Annotated in this window: 20 protein-coding genes; 4 read left to right on the top strand and 16 right to left on the bottom strand. The window is 73.8% G+C overall.

The features are described 5' to 3' along the window. Positions 1-70: 70 nt before the first annotated feature. The 12 genes from purM to KDN32_RS01110 form a co-directional block, all read right to left on the bottom strand. The gene (purM, locus tag KDN32_RS01165) at positions 71-1144 is read right to left on the bottom strand and encodes a phosphoribosylformylglycinamidine cyclo-ligase (protein ID WP_211730297.1); all 1074 of its coding nucleotides are present in this window, start codon (positions 1142-1144) and stop codon (positions 71-73) included. A 30-nt stretch (positions 1145-1174) separates the two neighbouring features. Next, the gene (gene purF, locus KDN32_RS01160; protein WP_211730296.1) at positions 1175-2713 is read right to left on the bottom strand and encodes an amidophosphoribosyltransferase; all 1539 of its coding nucleotides are present in this window, start codon (positions 2711-2713) and stop codon (positions 1175-1177) included. A 24-nt stretch (positions 2714-2737) separates the two neighbouring features. Further along, complete coding sequence (locus KDN32_RS01155) at positions 2738-3232, bottom strand: (2Fe-2S)-binding protein (protein ID WP_211730295.1); 495 nt, start codon at positions 3230-3232, stop codon at positions 2738-2740. 10 nt (positions 3233-3242) lie between these two features. Further along, positions 3243-5579, bottom strand: a complete 2337-nt coding sequence (locus tag KDN32_RS01150) for a molybdopterin cofactor-binding domain-containing protein (protein WP_211730294.1) — start codon at positions 5577-5579, stop codon at positions 3243-3245. 218 nt (positions 5580-5797) lie between these two features. Further along, positions 5798-6835, bottom strand: coding sequence for an NAD(P)H-binding protein (locus KDN32_RS01145; RefSeq protein ID WP_211730293.1), 1038 nt, complete (start codon positions 6833-6835; stop codon positions 5798-5800). Then, positions 6835-7302, bottom strand: coding sequence for an SRPBCC family protein (locus tag KDN32_RS01140; RefSeq protein WP_211730292.1), 468 nt, complete (start codon positions 7300-7302; stop codon positions 6835-6837). Before KDN32_RS01140 ends, KDN32_RS01145 begins: the two co-directional genes overlap by 1 nt. A 78-nt stretch (positions 7303-7380) precedes the next feature. Then, positions 7381-8727, bottom strand: coding sequence for a dipeptidase (locus KDN32_RS01135; protein WP_211730291.1), 1347 nt, complete (start codon positions 8725-8727; stop codon positions 7381-7383). Positions 8728-8750: 23 nt separating this feature from the next. Beyond that, a complete protein-coding gene (locus KDN32_RS01130) occupies positions 8751-9557 on the bottom strand; it encodes a GNAT family N-acetyltransferase (protein WP_211730290.1) in 807 nt (268 codons plus the stop codon). 10 nt (positions 9558-9567) lie between these two features. After that, positions 9568-10470: a 2-hydroxyacid dehydrogenase gene (locus tag KDN32_RS01125; protein ID WP_211730289.1), complete on the bottom strand. Its 903-nt coding sequence runs from the start codon at positions 10468-10470 to the stop codon at positions 9568-9570. After that, complete coding sequence (locus KDN32_RS01120; protein WP_211730288.1) at positions 10467-10796, bottom strand: sterol carrier family protein; 330 nt, start codon at positions 10794-10796, stop codon at positions 10467-10469. The genes KDN32_RS01125 and KDN32_RS01120 overlap by 4 nt, the downstream gene beginning before the upstream one ends. A gap of 22 nt (positions 10797-10818) precedes the next feature. Further along, the gene (locus tag KDN32_RS01115) at positions 10819-11556 is read right to left on the bottom strand and encodes an alpha/beta hydrolase family protein (RefSeq protein ID WP_211730287.1); all 738 of its coding nucleotides are present in this window, start codon (positions 11554-11556) and stop codon (positions 10819-10821) included. A 98-nt stretch (positions 11557-11654) separates the two neighbouring features. Continuing rightward, the gene (locus KDN32_RS01110; RefSeq protein ID WP_211730286.1) at positions 11655-12227 is read right to left on the bottom strand and encodes a winged helix-turn-helix domain-containing protein; all 573 of its coding nucleotides are present in this window, start codon (positions 12225-12227) and stop codon (positions 11655-11657) included. Positions 12228-12294: 67 nt separating this feature from the next. Between KDN32_RS01110 and KDN32_RS01105 the strand changes: the two genes are divergently transcribed. Beyond that, on the top strand, positions 12295-13548 hold the full coding sequence (locus KDN32_RS01105) for an MFS transporter (protein ID WP_211730285.1): 1254 nt from the start codon (positions 12295-12297) through the stop codon (positions 13546-13548). A gap of 129 nt (positions 13549-13677) precedes the next feature. Here KDN32_RS01105 and KDN32_RS01100 read toward each other — a convergent pair whose 3' ends face one another. The 4 genes from KDN32_RS01100 to KDN32_RS01085 form a co-directional block, all read right to left on the bottom strand. After that, positions 13678-14700 (bottom strand): glycosyl hydrolase family 18 protein, encoded by a 1023-nt coding sequence (locus KDN32_RS01100; RefSeq protein ID WP_211730284.1) that lies wholly within the window; start codon positions 14698-14700, stop codon positions 13678-13680. Between the two features lie 99 nt (positions 14701-14799). Beyond that, entirely contained in the window at positions 14800-17085 is a 2286-nt protein-coding gene (purL, locus tag KDN32_RS01095; RefSeq protein WP_211732315.1) for a phosphoribosylformylglycinamidine synthase subunit PurL, read from the bottom strand. Between the two features lie 45 nt (positions 17086-17130). After that, positions 17131-18327 carry a hypothetical protein gene (locus KDN32_RS01090; RefSeq protein WP_211730283.1) on the bottom strand — a complete coding sequence of 399 codons (1197 nt, stop codon included), beginning with the start codon at positions 18325-18327 and terminating at the stop codon, positions 17131-17133. A 1-nt stretch (position 18328) separates the two neighbouring features. After that, complete coding sequence (locus tag KDN32_RS01085; protein WP_211730282.1) at positions 18329-18709, bottom strand: hypothetical protein; 381 nt, start codon at positions 18707-18709, stop codon at positions 18329-18331. A gap of 149 nt (positions 18710-18858) precedes the next feature. On the opposite strand from KDN32_RS01085, the gene KDN32_RS01080 reads away from it, so the two are divergent. The 3 genes from KDN32_RS01080 (at position 18859) to KDN32_RS01070 (ending at position 21849) form a co-directional block, all read left to right on the top strand. Beyond that, on the top strand, positions 18859-19950 hold the full coding sequence (locus tag KDN32_RS01080; RefSeq protein WP_211730281.1) for a hypothetical protein: 1092 nt from the start codon (positions 18859-18861) through the stop codon (positions 19948-19950). Further along, the gene (locus KDN32_RS01075) at positions 19947-20348 is read left to right on the top strand and encodes a hypothetical protein (protein WP_211730280.1); all 402 of its coding nucleotides are present in this window, start codon (positions 19947-19949) and stop codon (positions 20346-20348) included. The genes KDN32_RS01080 and KDN32_RS01075 overlap by 4 nt, the downstream gene beginning before the upstream one ends. A 127-nt stretch (positions 20349-20475) precedes the next feature. Beyond that, the gene (locus KDN32_RS01070) at positions 20476-21849 is read left to right on the top strand and encodes a glycoside hydrolase domain-containing protein (RefSeq protein WP_211730279.1); all 1374 of its coding nucleotides are present in this window, start codon (positions 20476-20478) and stop codon (positions 21847-21849) included. Positions 21850-21909: the final 60 nt, after the last annotated feature.

The following is a 21909-nucleotide window of genomic DNA, read 5'->3' as shown; positions in this document are numbered from 1 at the left end:
GAGCGGTGGGTGTTCCCGCACACCAGAACCCCGCATTTCGTCCGCGGAGTTTGCAATCTCACGTCCGGGGTCACTCCCAGCCGGGGTGCTGGCCCTCGAGGGTGACCGTCCCGCCGGCCTCCGCGTCGGCGCGGACCTCGCCCGCGACCCACGCCCGGATGCCGTGTCCGGCGAGGACCGAGATGGCCGTGTCGACCGACTCGGGGGCGGTCAGCGACACCATCCCGACGCCGCAGTTGAGCGTCGCCTCGAGGTCGGCCTGCGACACCCTGCCCTCGCGGCGCACGACGTCGAAGACCGGCTGCGGGGTCCAGGTGGCACGGTCGATGCGCACCGACAGCTCCTCGGGGAGCACCCGCTCGAGGTTGGCGGCGAGCCCGCCGCCGGTCACGTGGGACATCGCGTGGGTCTCGGTGCGGTCGGCGAGGTCGAGGCAGGCCTTGGCGTAGATCCGGGTCGGCTCGAGGAGCTCCTCGCCCAGCGTGCGGCCGAAGTCGTCGACGTGGCGCTCGAGGGTCCAGCCCGCCTGCTGGAGCAGGACGTGGCGCACGAGCGAGTAGCCGTTGGAGTGCAGCCCGCTGGCCTCCATCGCGATCACGACGTCGCCGGGGCGTACGCGGCCGGGCCCGAGCAGCTTGCTGGCCTCCACGACGCCGGTGGTGGCTCCGGCGACGTCGTAGTCGTCGGGGTCGAGCAGACCGGGGTGCTCGGCGGTCTCGCCGCCGATCAGGGCGCAGCCGGCGACGACGCACGCCTCGGCGATGCCCTTGACGATCGCCGCGATCCGCTCGGGCACGACGCGTCCGCAGGCGATGTAGTCGGTCATGAACAGCGGCTCGGCGCCGCACACCACCAGGTCGTCGACCACCATGCCGACGAGGTCGAAGCCGATCGTGTCGTGGACGTCCATCAGCTGCGCGATGGCGACCTTGGTGCCGACGCCGTCGGTCGAGGTGGCGAGCAGCGGGCGCTCGTAGCGGGTCAGGGCGGAGGCGTCGAACAGGCCGGCGAACCCGCCGAGGCCGCCGATCATCTCCGGGCGGCGGGCCTTCTCCACCCACCCCTTCATCAGGTCGATCGCGCGGTCGGCCGCCTCGATCGAGACCCCGGCGGCGGCGTAGGCGTTGTCAGCGGCGTCGGACACGTGGCTCCTCGGTGTGGCGGCGGCGTGCGGTCAGGGGTTGTTGAGGACCGGCAGCGCCCGGCCCATGGTCGGCGACTGGAGCGTCGCCTCGAGCAGGTGCTTGCCGAGCAGGCTCTCGTCGGGCAGCTCGATCGGGTACTCGCCGGTGAAGCAGGCCTGGCACAGCCGCTCGGCCGGCTGGCCGGTCGCCTCGATCATCCCCTCGAGGGAGATGTAGCCGAGGCTGTCGGCCCCGACGCTCGCCGCGATCTCGTCGACATCGAGGCCGTTGGCGATCAGCTCGGCGCGGGTCGCGAAGTCGATGCCGTAGAAGCACGGCCACTTCACCGGGGGCGAGGAGATCCGTACGTGCACCTCGAGCGCCCCGGCCTCGCGCAGCATCCGCACCTGTGCGCGCTGGGTGTTGCCGCGGACGATCGAGTCGTCGACGACCACGATCCGCTTGCCGCGGATCATGTGCTCGAGGGCGTTGAGCTTGAGCCGGATGCCGAGCTGGCGCAGGGTCTGGCTGGGCTGGATGAAGGTGCGCCCGACGTAGGCGTTCTTCACGAAGCCCTGGCCGAAGGGGATGCCGGACTCGGCGGCGTAGCCGGACGCGGCGGGCGTGCCGGACTCCGGGACCGGCATGACGAGGTCGGCCTCGACCGGGAACTCGCGTGCGAGGCGACGGCCCATCTCGACGCGCGCCTCGTGGACGTTGCGGCCGCTGATGGTGGCGTCGGGGCGGGCGAGGTAGACGTACTCGAAGACGCAGCCCTTGCGCTCCGGCTCGGCGAACTTGTGCGAGCGCAGGCCGTTCTCGTCGATGACGATCATCTCGCCGGGCTCGACCTCGCGGACCACGCTCGCGCCGATGGTGGCGAGCGCGGCGTCCTCGCTGGCGACGACCCAGCCGCGCTCGAGGCGACCGAGGACGAGCGGCCGGATGCCCTGCGGGTCGCGGGCGGCGTAGAGGGTGTCCTCGTTCATCCACACGAAGCAGTACGCCCCGCGCAGCGCCGGCAGCACCTCGAGGGCCCGCTGCTCGAGCGAGGTGTCGGGGTGGTGCGCGAGGAGCGCGGTGACCAGGCTGGTGTCGTTGGTCGCGCCCTCGACGCCCTTGATGTCGAGCTCGCCGGCGGGGCCGGGCAGCTCGGAGACCATCTCGCGCAGCTCGTGGGTGTTGATCAGGTTGCCGTTGTGGCCGAGCGCGATCGAGCCGTCACCGGTGGGCCGGAAGGTCGGCTGCGCGTTCTGCCAGGTGGAGGCGCCCGTGGTGGAGTAGCGCGAGTGCCCGATCGCGAGGTGGCCCTTGAGCGACTCGAGGGTGGGCTCGTCGAAGACCTGGGAGACCAGGCCCATGTCCTTGTAGACCAGGATCTGGCGCCCGTTGCTGACCGCGATGCCCGCGGACTCCTGGCCGCGGTGCTGCAGGGCGTAGAGGCCGAAGTAGGTCAGCTTGGCGACGTCCTCGCCCGGGGCCCAGACGCCGAAGACGCCGCAGGCGTCCTGCGGGCCCTGGTCGTGGGGGTCGAGTGCCGTGGTCAGCCGGCCGTCGCCGCCCGTCCGCCTGCTCGTCTGGTAGGGCACGACCCGCAGTCTACGGGCGCCGCGTCACATCCTCGACGCCCCGTCCCGAATCGCCTCGCGGATGCGCGTGTAGGTGCCGCAGCGGCAGATGTTGCGGATGCCGTCGAGGTCGGCGTCGGTGACCTGGCCGCCCTCGGCCGCGACGCGGTTGACCAGCGCGACGGCGGCCATGATCTGTCCGGGCTGGCAGTAGCCGCACTGCGCGACGTCGCGGTCGAGCCACGCCTCCTGCATCGGGTGCAGGCCGTGCGGGCCGCGCTGCGCCTCCTCGACCTGGCCGGGGAGGCCCTCGATGGTGGTCACCTCGTCGTCGGCGCCGAGCCGGCCGACCGGGACGGCGCACGGGTTGACCGCCTTGCCGTTGAGGTGGGACGTGCACGCCTTGCACACGTTGATGCCGCAGCCGTACTTCGGGCCGGTGACGCCGAGCAGGTCGCGGAGCACCCACAGCAGCCGGACGTCGTCCTCGACGTCGACCGTCACGCGCTCGCCGTTGACGAGGAAGGTCTGTTCAGGCACGGGGGGCTCCTCAGGAGATCAGGTCGAGGCCGTTGGTCGGCGACGCCGGGATCGGGGGGACGAAGGACTTGGGCTCGAAGGAGAGCTGCTGGTGGTTGATCGGGAACTCGGTCGGCATCCGGCCGGTCGCCCGGGCGTACGCGCAGGCGACCGCGGCGAACGACGCGGCGACGCCCGCCTCGCCGGCACCGCCGGGCAGCGGCTCGTCGGAGGGCACCACGATCACCCGGACGTCGGGCGGGGTGTTCCACTGCCGCGTGTAGAAGTAGTTGTCCCAGCTCGCCTCGAGGAAGTGGCCGTCGCGCAGGTGGAGGCTGGAGGTCAGCGCGAGCGCGATGCCGTCGTTGATGCCGCCCTGCATCTGCGCCTCCAGGCCGCGCGGGTTGATGACGAGGCCGGCGTCGATGGCGAACGTCACCCGCGTCACCCGCGGGCCGGTGACCGCGTCGCGGACCTGGCGACCGGTGGTCCCCGGGCGGGTGTCGATCTCGACCAGGCAGGCCGAGACGCCCTTGTACTCCTTGTGGACCGCGATGCCCTGGGCGGTGCCGGCCGGCATCGGGCGGCCCCACTCGCCGGCGCTCGCGACCGCGTCGAGCACCTTCAGCACCCGCGGGTTGCGCTGGAACTTCCGGCGGAACCGGTAGGGGTCCATCCGCATGGTGGCCGCGATCTGGTCGACGACGAGCTCGCTCGCGACCCGGACGTCGGGTGAGTAGATGTTGCGCATCGAGCCGGTGTTGAACCGGTCGTCGGTCTCGACGAGGGTCTGCACGACGGCGCCGAAGTCGTAGGGCACCTCCTGGGTGAGCGCGAAGATCGTCTCGGCGAACCCGAGGTTGCCCACGCCCGCCGGCAGGTCCGCCGCCGCGGCGGTGATGATCTCGCCGAGCCCGTGGCGGAAGTCGGTCTCGACGCAGGTCAGCGACTGGTGGAAGGCCAGGACCTGCTGACCGAGGACGGTCGCCTGGACGCGACAGGTGCCGAGCGGGTGGGCACGCCCCACGCGGGCGTCGTCCGCGCGGTGCCACATCAGCTTGACCGGCGCGCCCATCGCCTGCGAGATCTCGGCGGCCTCGAGGGCGGCGTCGAAGAACAGCCGTCGCCCGAAGGACCCGCCGGCGGTGACCACGTTGACCTTCACTTGGTCGGGCCGCATGCCGAGGCGCAGGGCGATCTGCTGCTGGGCGACGATCGGCGACTTGAGCCCGGACCAGATCTCGGCCCGGTCCGGCCGGACGTCGGCGATCGCGCTGTTGGTGTCCATCGCGGAGTTGCTGCGGAACCAGAAGGTGAAGTCGCCCGAGACGGTGCGGGCGAGCGGGGTGTCGGGCAGCCGCGGCATCGGCAGCTGGGCGCGGCGTACCTTGCGCAGGATGGTGGCGTCGCTCTCCCCCGCGACGGGCCCGTCCTTCCACTGCACGTCGAGGGCGCGCACCGCGTCGATGCACTGGCCGAACGTCGCCGCACGGACCGCCACACCGGTGCTGACCTGCGCGACGTGGGTGACGCCGGGCATCGCCTCGACGGCGGCGCGGTTGCGGATCGCGACCGGCGTCCCGTTGAGCGTGGGGGCCCGGCAGACCATCGTCGGCAGCGCTCCCGGCACGTCGAGGTCGGTCGTGAAGTCCTTCTGCCCGGTCACCGCGGCGAGCGCGTCGACGCGGTTGGTGGGCGTCCCGACGACGCTGAAGTCGCGGGTGCTCTTGAGCTCGACCTCCACCGACCGCGGCCGGCTCACCGACGCCTTCACCGCCAGCTCGCCGTAGGTGATCGACGCGCCGCTCGCGGCAGTGACGACGCCCCCCTTGGCGACGAGCCCGGCGACGGTGTCGCCGAGCGCGACCGCGGCCGCCTCGAGGAGCGCGAGCCGGGCGACGGCGGCGGCGACGCGGACCGGGGTGTAGGTCGAGATGGTGGTGTTGGAGCCGCCGGTGAGCTGGTTGAAGAGCAGCTCGGGGCGCGCCGGCGCGAGCGTCACCGTCACCCGGTCGACGGGCAGGTCGAGCTCCTCGGCGATCAGCATCGCCGTCGACGTGGTGATGCCCTGGCCGACCTCCATGCGGGGCAGCTCGAGGCTGGCCGTGCCGTCCTCGTGGACCACCACGGTGATCAGGTTGGCCGTGGGCCGCGCGGCGTCGGTGAGCATGTCGTTGAGGTCGTAGAGCTCGGGGACCTGCGGCAGCGTCGGGACCGCCGCGTCGGCGGGCGCGCTCGCCAGCCCGAGGTCGGCGGCCGCGGCGAGCGTGGCACCGGCGACGACGTAGCCGACGAAGCGGCGCCGGTCGACGGCGTACGGCGAGACGGGCTCCGCCGTGCTGGCGCAGGGGTCGAGGGAGGGGGTCATCCGAGTCACCCGATCTGTCGGCCCGGCAGCCTCCCGGGCAGAGGTCCCTCCCCAGGAACCGCGGGACCTACTGTGACAGCAGTGCTGTCAGCGTTCAAGGGCGGGGCGGCCGTTTCAGCGATCCCCGGTCAGCCGGGGATTCCTGAACGTGTCGGCCCGTGCAACGCCTGACAAGTTCAGCGATCCCCGGTCAGCCGGGGATCGCTGAAATGCGTCGATCAGGCCCCCGGGAGGACCGCGAGCGCCCGGTGCAGGGCCAGCCGGAGCGCCTGGCGCGTGGTGGCCGGGACCGGCAGCGCGTCGAGGGGTCCGCCGCGGCGCGCCCACGCCGGGTCGGACGGGAGCGGCCCCTCCGGCGAGGTCGTGCCGGGGTCGGAGGCGAGGCGTACGGCCTCCTCGACCCCGAGCAGGGGCGACCCCTCGGCGGGGACCCAGGTGCGGCCGGGGCGGCAGACCATGTCGTGGTGCAGCGACTCGATGAGCGCGGTGACGGTGTGGAACGGCGCCGTCGTGGCGAGCGCGGTCGCCAGGCCCACCAGCGCGGGCGGCGCGACCGGGGCCGGCAGCCGCAGGCGTGCGAGCCGGCCGGCGCGCGAGCACGCGGCCATCAGGTCGGGGTAGGACAGCACGTCGGGGCCGCCGACGTCGACGGCTCCCTCCTCGTCGCCGGTGACCATCTCGGCGACCGCGCGCAGCACGTCGGACACGGCCACCGGCTGCACGTCGTGACGCATCCACAGCGGCACCGGCTGGACGACGAAGAGCGTCGCCACCTGCCGGACCACCTCGAACGAGGTCGAGCCCGCGCCGAGCACCACCCCGGCCCGCAGCGCGACGCTGCTGGTGCCGCTGCCGAGGAGGATGCGCTCCACCTCCAGCCGGGAGGCGATGTGGCGCGAGAGCTCCCGCTCGGGCACCTGCGGGACCAGGCCGGAGAGGTAGACCAGGCGGCGTACGCCGCTGTCCCCGACCGCGCGGGCCACCGTCTCGGCGGCGAGCCGGTCGCGGTCGCCGAAGTCGGTGCGGTCGAGGGAGTGCACGAGGTAGACGACCGCGTCGACCCCCTCGAGGGTCCGCTCGACGGCGTCGGCGTCCGTGACGTCGCACTGCACGGCGCGTACGCCGTCGCGCCACCCGAAGCGCGCAGGAGCCGGTGGCGACGACGACGCGGCCACCACCTCGTGCCCCTGGGCGAGCAGGTGCGGGACGAGCCGGGAGCCGACGTAGCCGGTGGCGCCGAGGACCAGGACCCGCATCACGCCTCCCCGAGGTGGGCGAGCAGGTTGCGCGAGAAGACCGAGCCCATGTGCTTGACCACGCCGCCCATCACCCGCTCGACCGCCGGCCGGGCGAGCCCCGGCAGCGGCAGGCTGACCACGATCTCGAGGTCGATGCTCACGTCGGTGCCGCCGTCCTCGTGGTCGGCGAGCAGGTAGGTGCCCTCGACGGCCGTCATCTCGTCGGAGCGGGCCGGGTCGTGGCGGAAGTCGATCCGCTCCTCCGGGTGCAGCTCCATCACCTCGGTGAACCGCGGCGCGACGGACACGCCCAGCACCGGGATGGTGCCCATCCGCCAGGTCCAGCGGTCGCCGTCGACGTCGATGCCGGTGACGTAGGGAGTGAAGCGCGCCATCAGGTCGGCGTCGGTGAGCGCCGCCCAGACCGCGCTCCGGTCGCTCCGCAGGACGGCCGAGGAGCGGTCTCGGGCCCGGAAGGTCGCCATGGCGGCGAGGCTACCGGCGGGCAGGACGGTTCCGGGCGGCCGAGCCACCCCGCGGGGTGGCTCGGCCGACGCGTGTGGTCAGCGGGGCAGCTCGCCCAGGTTGCGCAGCAGGAACGCCTCGGCCTTCACGACCTTCTCGAACTCGGCGAGGTGGAGACCCTCGTTGGCGCCGTGGGCGCGGGTGTCGGGGTCCTCGACGCCGGTCACCAGGACGCTGGCCTGCGGGAAGGCCTCGAGGAACTCGGCGATGAACGGGATCGACCCGCCGACGCCCATGTCGACCGGCGCGGTGCCGTCCCAGGCCTCGGCGAACGCGGCGCGCGCAGCGTCGTACGCCGGCCCGCTGGCGTCGATCTGCGTGGCCTCGCCGGTGTCGACGACCGTCGTGGACAGCGTCGCGCCCCACGGCGTGTGCTTCTCGAGGTGCGCCTGGAGCCGCGCCACCGCGTTGTCGGTGGTGTCGCCGGGCGCGATGCGCATGCTGATCCGGCAGCGCGCGGTCGGGACGAGCGTGTTGGAGGCGCCGTCGACCTTGGGGGCGTCGAAGCCGGTGATGCTGATCGAGGGCTGGGTCCAGAGCCGCTCGACGATGCTGCCGTGACCGATCCACTCGACGCCCTCCGTGGCGCCGGACTCGGCACGCAGGCGGGCCTCGGGGTACTCGACGTCGGCAGCGGGACCGGCGTGCAGGCCCTCGACGGCCACCGCGCCGGCGTCGTCGGTCAGGGTGGCGATGAGCTTGCTCAGGGTGAGGACCGCGTCGGGCACGAGGCCGCCCCACATCCCGCTGTGGACGGCGTGGGTGAGGGTGCGGACCTCGACGTCCATCCGCACCAGGCCACGCAGGCTGGTGGTCAGGGCGGGCTCGCCGATGTCCCAGTTGCCGGAGTCGGCGATCACGATCACGTCGGCGGCGAGGCGCTCCTGGTGGGCCTGGAGCAGGTCGACGAGGGTGTCGGAGCCGACCTCCTCCTCGCCCTCGATGAACATCACCAGGTTGACCGGCAGGTCGTCGCCGAAGATCCGGACGGCGCCCAGGTGGGCGGCGATGCCGGCCTTGTCGTCGGCCGCGCCCCGGCCGTAGAGGCGGTCGCCGCGCTCGGTGGGCTCCCACGGCGGGGAGTCCCAGTCGGCGTGGTCGTTCTCGGGCTGGACGTCGTGGTGGGCGTAGAGCAGCACCGTCGGCGAGCCCTCGGGCCCGGCCTTGTGGGCGATGACCGCCGGCGGCGCGCCGTCGTGGGCGCGCACGATCTCGGCGTCGAACCCCTCGGCCGCGAACAGGTCGCGCGTGGCCTCGGCGCTGCGCTCGACCTCTGCAGCCCGGGCGGGGTCGGCCGACACCGACTGGATGCGGACCAGGTCCTCGAGGTCGCGGCGGAGGCCGGGCATGACCTCGGCGAGGCGTGCGGGGATGTCGACTGTCATGACCGAAGCCTAGGACGCCCCTGTCAGGCCCCGGTCGTCGCCCACTCCCCCGTGCGCTTCTCCATCATCACCTGCCGCTCGGCGTCGGCCAGGCCGAGCCGGCGGTAGATCCCGATGGCCTCGCCGTCGGCATCGGCGACGATCACGAGGGTCCGCACCGCGAGGTGGTCGAGCGCGTGCCGGCCGGCCGCGTGGACCACCGCTGCGGCGAGGCCGCGACGGCGGTGCTCGGGGTGGGTCTCGACGCTCTGGAAGCGCGCCGTGCCCTGCTCGGTGACGAAGGCCGCCGCCGTCGAGACCAGCTCGCCGTCGACGAACGCGCCGAACCGGCTGCCGCGACCGGCGTCGACCAGCCGGCGCTCCTGGACGTTCTTGCCGCGGGCGAACGCCATGAACCGCGCCTCGGACGTACCGGGGTAGAGCTGGTGGCTGAGCCGTGCCCGCGCCTCCCAGTCCTCGTCGGAGGCGAGGGCACGGACCTCGGCCTCGACGTCGCGGGGCGCGAGGAGCTCGGACGCGGTGAGCACGGTCGCGACGTCCACCTCGAGCCCGGCGGCCTCGAAGGCCGTCCGGCTCTCGTCGGGCAGGCCGTCGCCGTCGATGCCGATGCTGACGTGGTCGGCCTCGGGGAACTCGGTGTGGAACGCCCCGACGACCTCCCGCTCGCCGCCCGCCGCCGGAGGCTCCGCGAGCAGGAGGAAGTTGCCCCAGAAGTACGACGGGTTGTCCGGCGTCCGCACGACCAGGTGCGTGCCGCGGTCCTCCACCACGCTCCCGGCGGAGGTGAGCAGGGCCAGGTCGGTGCGGAATCCCAGGGACGTGACGTGCATGGCCCGGAGGCTAGGGCATGACGACGTTGACCAGTGCCTCGCCGGCGACCCGGCGGCGCAGCTGGTCGCGCACCAGCGCGGAGATCCGCGGGAGCATCGCCGTGGTGCCGCCCGCGACGTGGGGCGTGACCAGCACGCCGGGAGCGTCCCAGAGCGGGTGGCCGTCGGGGAGCGGCTCGGGGTCGGTGACGTCGAGGGCGAAGCGCAGCCGGCCCGCGTGGCGGAGCACCGCGTCGGTGTCGACGACCGCTCCGCGCGCGACGTTGACGACGAGGGCCCCGTCGGGGAGCAGGGCGAACGCCTCCTCGCCGAGGATGCCGCGCGTCGCGTCGACGAGCGGGACCAGCGCGACGACGACGTCCTGCTCCGGCAGCAGCGCGGCAAGGTCGTCGGTGCTGCGCACGCGCCCGACGAGGTCGTCGTCGCGCTCGCGGGAGGCGACCGCGGTGACCCGTGCCTTCATCGGCAGCAGCCGCTCGACGAGGGCGCGGCCGATCGATCCGTAGCCCAGGACGAGGACCCGCGCGTCCGCCAGCGACCGACGTCCGGGCATCGGCTCCCAGTGGCCGTGGGCGCGGACCGCCTCCGGGATGCCGCGCAGGCTGCCGAGGACCAGCCCGACGGCGTGCTCGGCGGTCGCGTCGTCGTGGACGCCGGCGGCGTTGCACAGGGTGATGCCCGCCGGCAGCCGCTCGGCCACGCCGTCGTAGCCGGCGCTCTGCAGCTGCACGACCTGCAGCCCCTGCAGCCGGTGTCCCTGGTCGATGACGTCGGGCCGGGTGGCGTAGTGCGGCACCCACAGGTCCACGTCGCCCTCGGGCGGCGGCCCGTCGCCGTTCCACACCTCGATCTCAACGCCGTCGACCGGGCCGACCGCGCCGGCGAGGGTCCGGCTGGACAGGACCGCCTTCACGCCGGTCCCAGCGGGAGCCAGGGCGTGAGGTCGGTGCGCTCGCCACTGGCCGACACCCGGCCGGCGTCGACGGCCTCGTGCCACGTCGTACGCCCCGTGGCGAGGTCGAGCCAGGTCGCGGCGTCGGTCTCGATGACCGCCGGCGGGGTGCCGCGCGTGTGCCGCACGCCGGGGATCGCCTGGACCGCGGCGAAGGGCGGCACGCGGACCTCGACCGACTTGCCGGGCGCCCGCGTCTCGAGCACGGCGAGGTAGTGCTTGACGAGCGCCTTCGTGTCGGCGCCCTCCAGCTCGGCAGCGTTCAGGACCTTGAGGCGGGCGGGCACGCCGCCAGCCTAGACAGGCGGGTCAGCCGATGCCGTCGAGCACCTCGACGCAGGCGGCCCAGGCGCTGCTGCCGGTGTCGATCACACCGAAGTGGCCGCCCTCGACCTCCACGAGCGTCGCCTCCGCGCCCGCCCCGGTCGCCGCGGCGACGTAGTCCTCGGACTGGCTGAACGGCACCGTGTCGTCGTCGCGGGCGTGGACCGCCCAGACCGGGACGTCGAGCGGCACCTGGGTCATCGGGTCGGCCTGCGCGTACGCCTCCTCGCTCGGCTCCCCGAGGAAGGCGAGCGCCGCGTCGGTCCCGAGGTGGTCGCGGACCGCGGCGCGCAGGTCGACGACGCCGGCCTGGCTGACGACGTGGGTCAGCGCCGGGCCGCCCGCCCAGCGGTCGAAGCGTCCGCGGGCCGCGGCCCAGGTGGCGAGGTGGCCGCCGGCCGAGTGGCCGAGGGTGACGACCGGGCCGGAGGCGCCGTCGGCCACCGCGCCGATCGCCGCGTGGACGTCGTCGAGCGTCTCGGGGAAGCCGCCGCCGTTGCCGACCCGGCGGTACTCCACGTTGGCCGCGGTCCAGCCGCGCGCCGCGAGGTCCTGGGCGAGCGGCGCGCCGTAGTCCGCGCCGTACTGCGCCTTCCAGAAGCCACCGTGGACCACCACCACGAGCCCGCGGCTGGCGCCCGACGGGGTGTGCAGGTCGACCCACTGGCTGGGGTCGTCGCCGTAGGTGATCCGCTCGGTCCCGGCCGTCGCCTCGTCGCTCACGCGCCCCACTGTGCCCGACCGGTCCCCGGAGCACGCGGCGAGGGCCGCCGCTGCGCCCAGCCCGACGGGGAGGGCGAGCAGTCCGCGACGCGCCAGCGTCACGGCTGCTCCACCTCGGCGCTCGGCAGGACGATCTGCATGACCTGGTAGGTGCGACGCCCGGGGCCACGCCCCTTCGTGCGGGCGGTCCACCTGTCGAGCAGGTCGTCGATCTCCTGGCGCAGCTGGCCGGCCTCCTCGTCGGTGAGACGGATCGAGTGCCCGGAGGCGGAGAACACCCCGCTCCCCTCGGGCCGGTCGAGCACGAAGAGCCGGTCGACCATCGCGTGGAAGGACGCCAGCTGGTTGGCGCGGAAGACGTCGACGGCCGCCGCGCCGCCGGGCATCTCCTGCATCTCCCGGAGGTTCACCGTGTAGCCCTGCGTCGAGGTCGCCCGCCACACCCGGTCGCGCCGGTCACGCGCCTCCTCCGGGGCCTCCTCGACCAGGCCGTACTTCGCGAGCTGGCGCAGGTGGAAGCTGGCCTGGTTGGCCGGGATTCCGAGCGCCTGGGCCACGTCGGCGGCACGCACCGGCCCGGACGCCGACATCTCCTCGAGGATCCGCGTGCGCGCCGGGTGGGCGATCGCCCGCAGGACGCGGGGGTCGCTCAGCTGCCGGCGGTCGTCCATCCACACATCCTAGCGAATTGCGCACCAACCGTTGCGCAATCGGAGTTGCGCACCATATGTTGCGGATGTGCCCGGATACCGCCAGCTGTCCCGCAACCGCGACTTCACCATCCTCTGGATCGGTGACACCGTCAGCGAGCTCGGGAGCGCCCTGTCGATGTTCGTGTTCCCCCTGATCGCCTATGCACTCAGCGGCTCGGCCCTCACCGCCGCCCTGGTCGAGACGGCCTACCTCGGCGGGCTCTGCGCCACCCTGCTGCCCGCGGGTGTGCTGGCGGACCGCGTGGACCGGAGACGGATCATGCTGGTGGCCAGCGGCGTCGGCTGCGCGGCGTACGCCTCGCTCGCCGTCGCCGGCGCGGTCGGGCACCTCACGCTGGCGCACCTGGTCGCGGTCGCCCTGGTCACGGGGGTCGCGACGGGCGCCTACAACCCGGCCCAGACGTCGGCGATCCGCACCGTGGTCAGCACCGAGGACCTGCCGACGGCGCTCAGCCAGAACCAGGCGCGACAGCACGTCGCCTCGCTCCTCGGCGGCCCGCTCGGTGGCGCGCTCTACGCGGTCACGCGGTGGCTGCCGTTCGTCGTCGACGCCGTCTCGTTCGCGATCGCCTGCCTGACCGTCTCGCGGGTGCGCACCGATCTCAGCGCCCCCCGCCGCCGGCCCGAACCGCTGCGCCGCCAGCTGGCCGAGGGCTTCGGCTACATGTGGGCACGACCGTTCTTCCGGACCCTCCTGGCGTGGGCCTCGATGACGAACCTGGTCATCAACGCGCTCTTCTTCGTCGTCACGCTCCGGATGGTGCAGGCCGACGTGCCCCCGGCACAGATCGGCCTGGTGTCGACCGCCGCCGGCATCGGCGGCCTCCTCGGAGCGGCGGCCGCGCCCACGCTCATCGACCGGCTGCCGACCGGGCGGCTCACCGTGCTCGTCGGCTGGGCCTGCTGCGTGCCGCTCGTGCCGCTCGCCTTCTCCGCCAGCCCGTGGGTCGCGTGCGGCTGCACCTTCCTCCTGCTGCTGCTCAACCCGGTCGGCAACGCCGGCATCAGCTCCTACCGGATGGCGGTCACGCCCGACCACCTCCAGGGCCGCGTCGGCTCGACCAGCCAGTTCGTCGCGATGTCGGTCATGCCGCTCGCCCCGCTGCTCGGCGGCTGGCTGCTCGAGCACGAGGGCGGCACCGTGGCGATCAGCTCCCTCGTCGTCGCCACCGCGCTCCTCGCCGCCCTGCTGACGTCCAGCCGCTCGATCCGCTCGGTGCCGCGGCCGTCGGAGTGGCCCACGTCGATGCCGACCGCGCCCGCGACCGTCGGGGCCTGAGCACCGTCAGCCCGTCCGCGGTTCCTGCGGTCGGTGGCGCGCCGGGGGCCTCTTCAGCGATCCCCGGTCAGCCGGGGATCGCTGAACTTGTCGGCCCGTGCAACGCCTGACACGTTCAGCGAGAGCCGGTCAGCCGGGGATCCTCGAGGCGGGTGGGGCCAGTGGGCCGGCCGACCCGAGCCGCCAGATCGCGAGGCCGCGGAGGCCGAGGGCCGAGGCCAGCTCGGCGCGTACGCCGCGGGAACGGGCGTCGGACCACCACACCCGCCGCTCGCCCGGCAGCCGGGCGGACCACTCGCCTGCACCTCGACGCCAACGGGGCGTCGCGCCGGCGCGCTCGACCAGCCGCCGGGCTCCGCGGACGGTGAGGGTGCGGCCCGAGCCGTCGCCGCGCCAGAGGTAGCCGTAGCCGGCGACACCGAGGTCGAGGCGAGCGGCCGGCACCTCCTCGAGGGCCGCGGCCACGGCGTCCCGGACCCACGGCAGGCCGCCGACCGGACCCGGCCCCGACCACCCGGGGCCGTGCTGGTCGTACGCCATCAGCTGCACCGCGTCGACGACGCCGGCGAGCTCGTCCAGCCGGTAGCCACCGGCGAGGTAGCCCGCGCGGCTGGTCCGCGCCGAGACGTCGATCGTCACGGAGGCCGTGGCGGGCAGGCGCTCGCGCAGCGCGGTCACGAAGGCGACCAGCCCGCGGGAGTCCTGGCGCCGCACGCGCTCGAGGTCGACGTTGACGCCGTCCCAGCCGCCCTCGGCGACGAGCGCGGCGAGCCGGTCGGCGACGGCGTCGATGCGCGTCTGGCTCGACAGCAGCGCTGCAGCCGCGTCGGTGTCGAAGTCACCGAGGCGGTCGCTGTAGTTGCCGACCAGCAGCTCGGCGCGCAGGCCGACGGCGTGCGCCGACTCGACGAGAGCCGCGACCCGGGCGTCGGGCCGGGTCAGCGACGCACCGTCGCGACGGAGCGAGACCGCGGCGACGGTGACCGTCGTGAGCGCCCCCGCGTCGCGCCCGACGACCTCGGGCGGAGTGCTCGGCAGGGCGTACCCGGTGACCGCGAGGTGCTCGACGCGACGGTCGGAGGAGGGGCGCGCCGCCGCAGGGGCGAAGGGCACCAGCAGCGCGAGGGCGAGGGCGGCGGTCGTCGTACGCACGCCGCGAGTCTGCCCGACTTCGTGGCCGGAGCTCGTGCTGTGCACCCGCGATCTCGGGTGCACAGCACGAGAGTCCCCGGATATCCGGGGACTTCAGCCTCAGGAGCCCAGGGCTGCCGGCAGCGTCGCGCGCCAGGCGGCCTTCGCCTCGGCGACCGGCACCTCGAAGGCGCCCTCGACCGCGAGCGTGTCGCCTCCCGTGCGGCCGAGCGGCGTGAGCGGTACGCCGTGGCGCTCGGCGAGCGCGACCAGTGCATCGGCCTGCTCGTCGGTGGCGGTCACGAGCGCGCGACCGGCAGACTCGGAGAAGAGCGCCACGAACGCGTCGCCACCGGCGACGGAGGCCAGCGACACCGACGCGCCGATGCCGCGGTGGAAGGTCGACTCGGCCAGCGCCTGGGCGAGGCCGCCCTCGGACAGGTCGTGGGCGCTGGTGAGGACGCCGTCGCGCGCGGCGTCCTGGAGCAGCGACGCGAGCGCCTGCTCGGCGGCGAGGTCGAGGACGGGCGGGAGGCCGCCGAGGTGGCCGTGCACGACGTGCGCCCACTCGGAGCCGGACAGCTCGTCGCGCGTCTCGCCGAGCAGGAAGACCCGCTCGCCGGCCGCGCCGAACCCGGTCGGGGTGCGCCGCGTGACGTCGTCGATGACGCCGAGCACCGCGACGACAGGAGTCGGCAGGATCGCGGTCTCACCGGTCTGGTTGTAGAGGCTGACGTTGCCACCGGTGACCGGGATGCCGAGCTCGAGGCAGGCGTCCTTGAGGCCGCGGCAGGCCTCGGCGAACTGCCACATGACCGCGGGGTCCTCCGGCGAGCCGAAGTTGAGGCAGTCGGAGACGGCGAGCGGGCGGGCGCCGCCGGTGGCGACGTTGCGGAACGACTCGGCCAGCGCGAGCTGCGCACCGGTGTAGGGGTCGAGCTTCGCGAAGCGGCCGTTGCAGTCGGTCGAGACCGAGACGCCGAGGTCGGTCTCCGCGTCGACGCGCACCATGCCGGAGTCGGCCGGCTGCGCGAGCACGGTGTTGCCCTGGACGTAGCGGTCGTACTGGTCGGTGATCCACGACTTGTCGCAGAGGTTCGGCGAGGCCACGAGCCGCAGCAGCGTGTCGCGCAGCTCCTCGCCCGACGTCGGTCGGGCCAGGCGGGAGGCGTCGTCGGCCTGCAGGTCGTCCTGCCAGTCGGGTCGGGCGTACGGCCGCTGGTAGGTCGGGCCGTCGTGCGCCACGGACCGCGGGGGTACGTCGACGACGCGCTCGCCGTGCCAGTCGATGTGCAGCCGACCGGTGTCGGTGACCTCCCCGACCACGACCGCCTCGACGTCCCACTTGGCGCAGATCGCCATGAACGCCTCGACGTCGCCGGGCTCGACGACGGCCATCATCCGCTCCTGCGACTCGCTCATGAGGATCTCCTCGGGAGCGAGCGTCGAGTCGCGCAGCGGCACCCGGTCGAGCTCGACGTGCATGCCGCCGTCGCCGGCCGACGCGAGCTCGGAGGTGGCGCAGGACAGGCCCGCGCCGCCGAGGTCCTGGATGCCGGCGATGACGCCGGCGGCGAAGAGCTCGAGGGTGCACTCGATGAGCAGCTTCTCCATGAAGGGGTCGCCGACCTGGACGCTCGGCCGCTTGGCCGGGCCGTCGGCGTCGAAGGTCTCGGAGGCCAGCACCGAGACGCCGCCGATGCCGTCGCCGCCGGTGCGGGCGCCGTAGAGGACCACCTGGTTGCCGACGCCGGAGGCCTTGGCGAGGTGGAGGTCCTCGTGGCGCAGCACGCCGACGCAGAGGGCGTTGACCAGCGGGTTGCCGGCGTAGGTCGCGTCGAAGACCGCCTCGCCGCCGATGTTGGGCAGACCGAGGCAGTTGCCGTAGCCGCCGACGCCGGCCACGATCCCGGGCAGCACGCGGGCGGTGTCGGGGGCGTCGAGCGGACCGAACCGCAGCGGGTCCATGACGGCGACCGGACGCGCGCCCATCGCGAGGATGTCGCGGACGATGCCGCCGACGCCGGTGGCCGCACCCTGGTAGGGCTCGACGAACGACGGGTGGTTGTGGCTCTCGACCTTGAACGTCACGGCGTAGCCCTGGCCGATGTCGATGACGCCGGCGTTCTCTCCGATGCCCGCGAGCATCGCGCCCACCGGCGTCTCCTGCGGGATCTCGCCGAACTGCTTGAGGTGCACCTTGGTGGACTTGTAGGAGCAGTGCTCGCTCCACATCACCGAGTACATCGCCAGCTCCGAGCTGGTCGGGCGACGGCCGAGGATCTCGCGGATCCGGGCGTACTCGTCGGCCTTCAGCCCGAGCTCGGCCCAGGGCTGCTCACGCTCGGCGTCGGTGGACGCCGCGGAGACCGTGTCGAGGGTGCCGGTGGCGCCGGACGTCGTCAGGGAGGCGGACTGAGGGGCGGCGCTCGTCTCGGGCACGGCGCCAATCTACCGGCGCGGCTCCCCGGCGGCCTCCCCGGGCACGTGCTCGACCACCGTGATCCGTGCCGGACGGTCCGCGGGGCCGTCCTCCGGGGAGCCGGCCGCGTCGTCGGCCGCCTCGTCCGGGGCCTCGTCCAAGGCCTCGTCCGTGGTCCCGTCGTCGCGCTGCTCGGCCTCGCGCTCCTCGCGGCGGGCGGCACGCTCCGCCCGGCGAGCGGCCCGCTCGGCACGCTTCTCCTCTACCGCAGCCTGCTTGGCCTCCTTGGCGGCCGCCTTCTCGCGCGCGGCGCGGGCCTCCTCGCCGTCAGGCCCGTCGAGGCGCGGAGTGGGCAGCCGGCGTGCGCCGGCCCGGCCGCTGGCCATCCCCCGCGACATCGTGCCGGCGCGGGCACCCATCGCCCCCGCACCCATCCCGCCGAGCGGAGGGGTCGCCGCACTGCTGCGCTTGCCACGCGCGGCACCGAGCAGCCCGCCGGCCGCGGCCGCGCCGAGGGCCCCGAGCCCGGCACCGGACGCACCGGAGATCCCCGTCAGGTCGGGCATGTCGACGGCGATCGGACCGATCGGCGCCAGCCCTGCCGCGGCGGACCCGCCCTGGGCGCTGCCCGGCACGGACGTGGAGGCGGGGGCGACCATCTCGATGCCGGACGACCCGGTGCCGGTGCCCGACGCCGTCGGGAACGCGCCGCGGTCCAGGTCGGCGAGCTCGGAGCGTACGCGGACCAGGTCGGCGCCGGTCACGCGCAGGCGCTCGCTCTCCTGGTCGAGCGCGGTCGTCACCCGGCCGCGGATCTCCTCGGCGCCGGCCTGGGCGCGCGTCACCAGGGAGCGGTCCTCGTCCCGGTCGGGACGGAACACCAGGTAGCGGGACTCGCCCACCACCTCGTGGGGCACGAGCGCGACGCTCGTCCACGCCTGGTCGAGCTCCTCCTGCCCGGCCGTCATGATCTCGACGACCGCTCGCAGCGACCCGGCGACCTGCTGGGCGAGGGTGGTGAACCGATCGAGGTTCATCAGCACCTCGCGGCGGTGCAGGTCGTAGCTCTCCGCCGCGACGGCGTCCCAGCCGTCGGTCGCGCGAGCGGCGCTCACGACGAGGTCCTGGGCACGGTGCGCCATCAGGTCGGCGAGCTCGGTCCAGCGCTGCGCGGCCAGCTCGAGCGGGCGCGTGTCGGCGCGCAGCTCCCACGGGTTCGCCGGCACGTCAGCGCCCCCCGCGTCCGCGGCCGTGCTGCCCGGCGAAGCCGTCGACCTGCTGGGTGGCGCGGCCCAGCTCGGTCGCCACGGTCTCGTCGGCCTTCACGGCGTCGGTGGCCGCCGCCACCAGCCCCTCGACGCCGAGGCGCAGGCTCTGCGTGATCGAGGAGACGACCCCGCCGGCCTCGGCGACCGCATCGCCGTAGGCCGACGCGAAGCCCGCCGTGCCGGCGGCGTCGCCCAGGTCGGAGCAGGCGCCATCGATGTCGACCAGCGCCACCTCCCAGTCGTCGAGCATGTCGGCGAGGAGGGTCTCCGACGACGCGGCGAGCTCCACCAGCCGGTGGGGCTCGACCTGCATCCGGGAGTGCGTGCCACGTCCGCTCACCCTTGCGGGATACCCGCGCGTCGCGAGCCCAAACCCGCGCCGTCCGCGCTGTGGACGACACGGATCCGTCCGGGCCCGGTTTGACCCGGCGTCGAACGGGGAACGTGACCCGGCACACCCCGTGCCCACTCCCTCCCCCAGGAGCCGCGATGAACGCCGTGATGACCGTCGACCTCTCGGAGCTCGACGCCTGGTCCGCCCAGGTCCAGCGCGCCAGCGACGACCTCACCGGCATCGCCCGCAACGGGGGACACAGCCTCGTCCAGACCGACTTCGGGCCGATCCTCGAGACGATGATGGGCGCCTACCACGCGCTGCTCCCCTCGATCCACCAGTCGCTCGACGACAACGGCACCGGCATGCGCGACCACGCCGAGGCGCTGCGGGCGACGGCGCGCGACTTCACCCTCACCGAGGACGGGGTCGTACGCCGTCACCAGGCGCAGGGCGTCGACGGCCGGGACGGGTCGTCGCAGTTCTGGGACGTCGCCGACACCACGATCCGGCGGGCCGCTCCCACCGAGACCAGCCTCCCGCAGATCAGCTTCGGGTTCCCCTACGACACCGTGTGCGACCTGGTGCGGATGCTCACCGGCTTCGACATCCGCGCCGAGCTGGCCGAGAAGATCGGTGGCGACGTGGTCGGCGCTTCGACGCAGGGCTCGTCGTTCGGCGCCCTCGGCACGTCGATGCGCGGCGTCGCCAGCAACCTCGAGAGCGGCAGCCGCACCATCTCCCAGACCTGGCAGGGCGGCGCGTCCGACGCCGCGGTGAAGCAGATCGGGACGTGGGTCGCCTCGCTCGACAACCAGGCCGGCCAGCTCGTCCAGATGGGCCAGAACGTCGTGCAGATCTGCCGCGACGCGTGGCAGACCGCGCAGGCCGTCGTCCAGTGCGTGAAGTCGGCGGTGCAGACCGTGTCGTCGGCGCTGGCCACGATGAGCATCCCCGGCGTCGGGTGGGCCCGCGTGGTCCAGGCGGTGTGGCAGGCGTTCCAGGCGGTGATGAAGGCCTACCAGGCGATCATGAAGCTGATCGGCATCCTGCGACGCGTGAAGTCCTTCATCGAGACGGTCAAGAACTTCTTCGACGGTGACAAGGCGCCGGTGTCGACGCCGACCGCACCCACCGCGACCGGCGCCCCGAGCAGCACCACCCGCGACCCGCGCACCGTCGCGACGCCCACGATCGGGCAGCACGCCCCGGCCGCCCCGGCTGCTCCCGTGGCGGCCACGGCGTGAGCGGCGAGGCGCGCAGCCAGGCCGAGCTGCTGGCCGAGATCGCGGCCGCGCGCGAGGAGCTCGGCGCCTCGCTCGCCGACCTCCGCGTCACGGTCGAGGAGATGAACGCACGACCGCTGCTCACCGACGAGGAGCGCGAGGCCCTCGAGGCCCAGGCGGAGTCGGGCGAGCTCGGCGAGGACATGCAGACGCTGGTGGAGAAGATCCGCGGCGGCGAGGACACCTGGGAGCAGGTGTTCGCGGGCGAGTCGCCGAACGCGTCCCTCCTGCAGGGTCACCTCATCCGGCTGGTCGACGAGCACCAGGACGACATCGCCCTGGCCTTCGAGGAGCTCGTCGAGCGCGAGGAGGCGGCCGGCAACTTCCTCCTCGACGAGGTGCCGGTCCGCGACTCGTGACGGCCGCACGAACTACAGGCCTGTAGTTCAAGCGAACCTCTGTGACTCCTGTGACTCGTGTGATTGTCTGACGTGCGCCACCGCGGTGGCCCTACCGTCTGACCTTCCCCGCCTCGCTGGAGTCACCATGCCTCGCCACCTGTCGACGAGCGCCGCCCGCTCGCTCCTGGCCGCCCTCGCGCTGACCGTCGCCGCACCGCTCGTCGCGCTGGCGCCGACCGGGGCGCACGCCGAGCGGTCGGCGGCCCCGCGCCTGGCCAGCCAGCAGCAGATCGCGATGGCGACGCCGGGTGACTTCACCGGCCACGGCTTCGACCAGTGCCTCGCGCCGAGCCAGTCGGCGATGGACGCGTGGTGGAAGAAGTCGCCGTTCACCGCGGTCGGCATCTACATCTCCGGCGACTCCCGCGCCTGCCGCAGCCAGCCGAACCTCAGCGCCACCTGGGTCGCCACGCAGGTCGCCCGCGGCTGGCGGCTGCTGCCGATCGCGCTCGGCCCGCAGGCCTCCTGCCAGCCGCGCTTCCCGCGCTACCAGGACGACTTCAAGATCTCCAACAAGGCCGCCGGCGGCTACTCCACGGCCGCGGCCCAGGGCGTCGCGGAGGCCGACAAGAACGCCGCGGACGCCGTCGCGTACGGCATCGGCCCCGGCGCCACGATCTGGTACGACCTCGAGGGCTTCGACCTCACCAACACCGCCTGCCGCGAGTCCGCGCTCGTGTTCGTGTCGAGCTGGGTGACCCGCATCAAGCAGCAGGGCTACGTCGCCGGCTTCTACTCCAGCGCCAGCTCGGGCATCAAGATGCTCGACGACGCCCGCACCCAGCGGCCCGGCCAGTTCGCCCTGCCGGACCGGATCTGGATCGCGCGCTGGGACGGCAACGCCGACACGTCGACGACCTACATCCCCGAGGAGGGCTGGCGTCCCGGCGGCCGGATGAAGCAGTACCGCGGCGGCCACAACGAGACGTGGGGCGGCGTCACCATCAACATCGACAGCAACTTCATCGACCTCGGCGCGGGCTCGCAGCCGGTGCCGGAGGGCCGGTGCCCCGGCACGCGCCTCGGCTTCTGGAAGTACCCGACCCTCACGCCGGGCGCCGCGAAGGTCGCCCGGGTCAAGGTGCTGCAGTGCCTGCTGATCGAGCAGGGCACCTACGCCGGAGCGGTCAACGGCAGCTATGACGCCGCGACGATCGCCGCCGCCCGCGCCTGGCAGGCCGCGCGGAAGTTCACGCCCACCGACACCTTCGCGAAGCGGCACTGGGTCGCGCTGCTCTCGGCCGGCGCGCGTACGACGGTCAAGCGCGGCTCGAGCGACGAGTCGGTCCACCGCCTCCAGCGCGCCCTCAACGCCGCCGGCGCCGGTCGCTTCCGGGCCACCGGGGTCTTCGACGCCAAGACCGAGGCCGCGCTGCGTGCGTACCAGAAGCGGCTGCGGATCACCGTCTCCGGAGTCGCCACCCCGCAGACCTGGAACAAGCTCCAGCGGGGGCTCTGACCGTCGCTTGACTCGAGCGGACTTACGGCCGCTCGACGCACGCCATGGCGTGCGTCCAGC

The sequence above is a fragment of the Nocardioides palaemonis genome, from assembly GCF_018275325.1.
Lineage (GTDB): Bacteria > Actinomycetota > Actinomycetes > Propionibacteriales > Nocardioidaceae > Nocardioides > Nocardioides palaemonis.
Note: the sequence above shows the minus strand (reverse complement) of the source record. Positions and strands in the feature narration are given on the sequence as shown.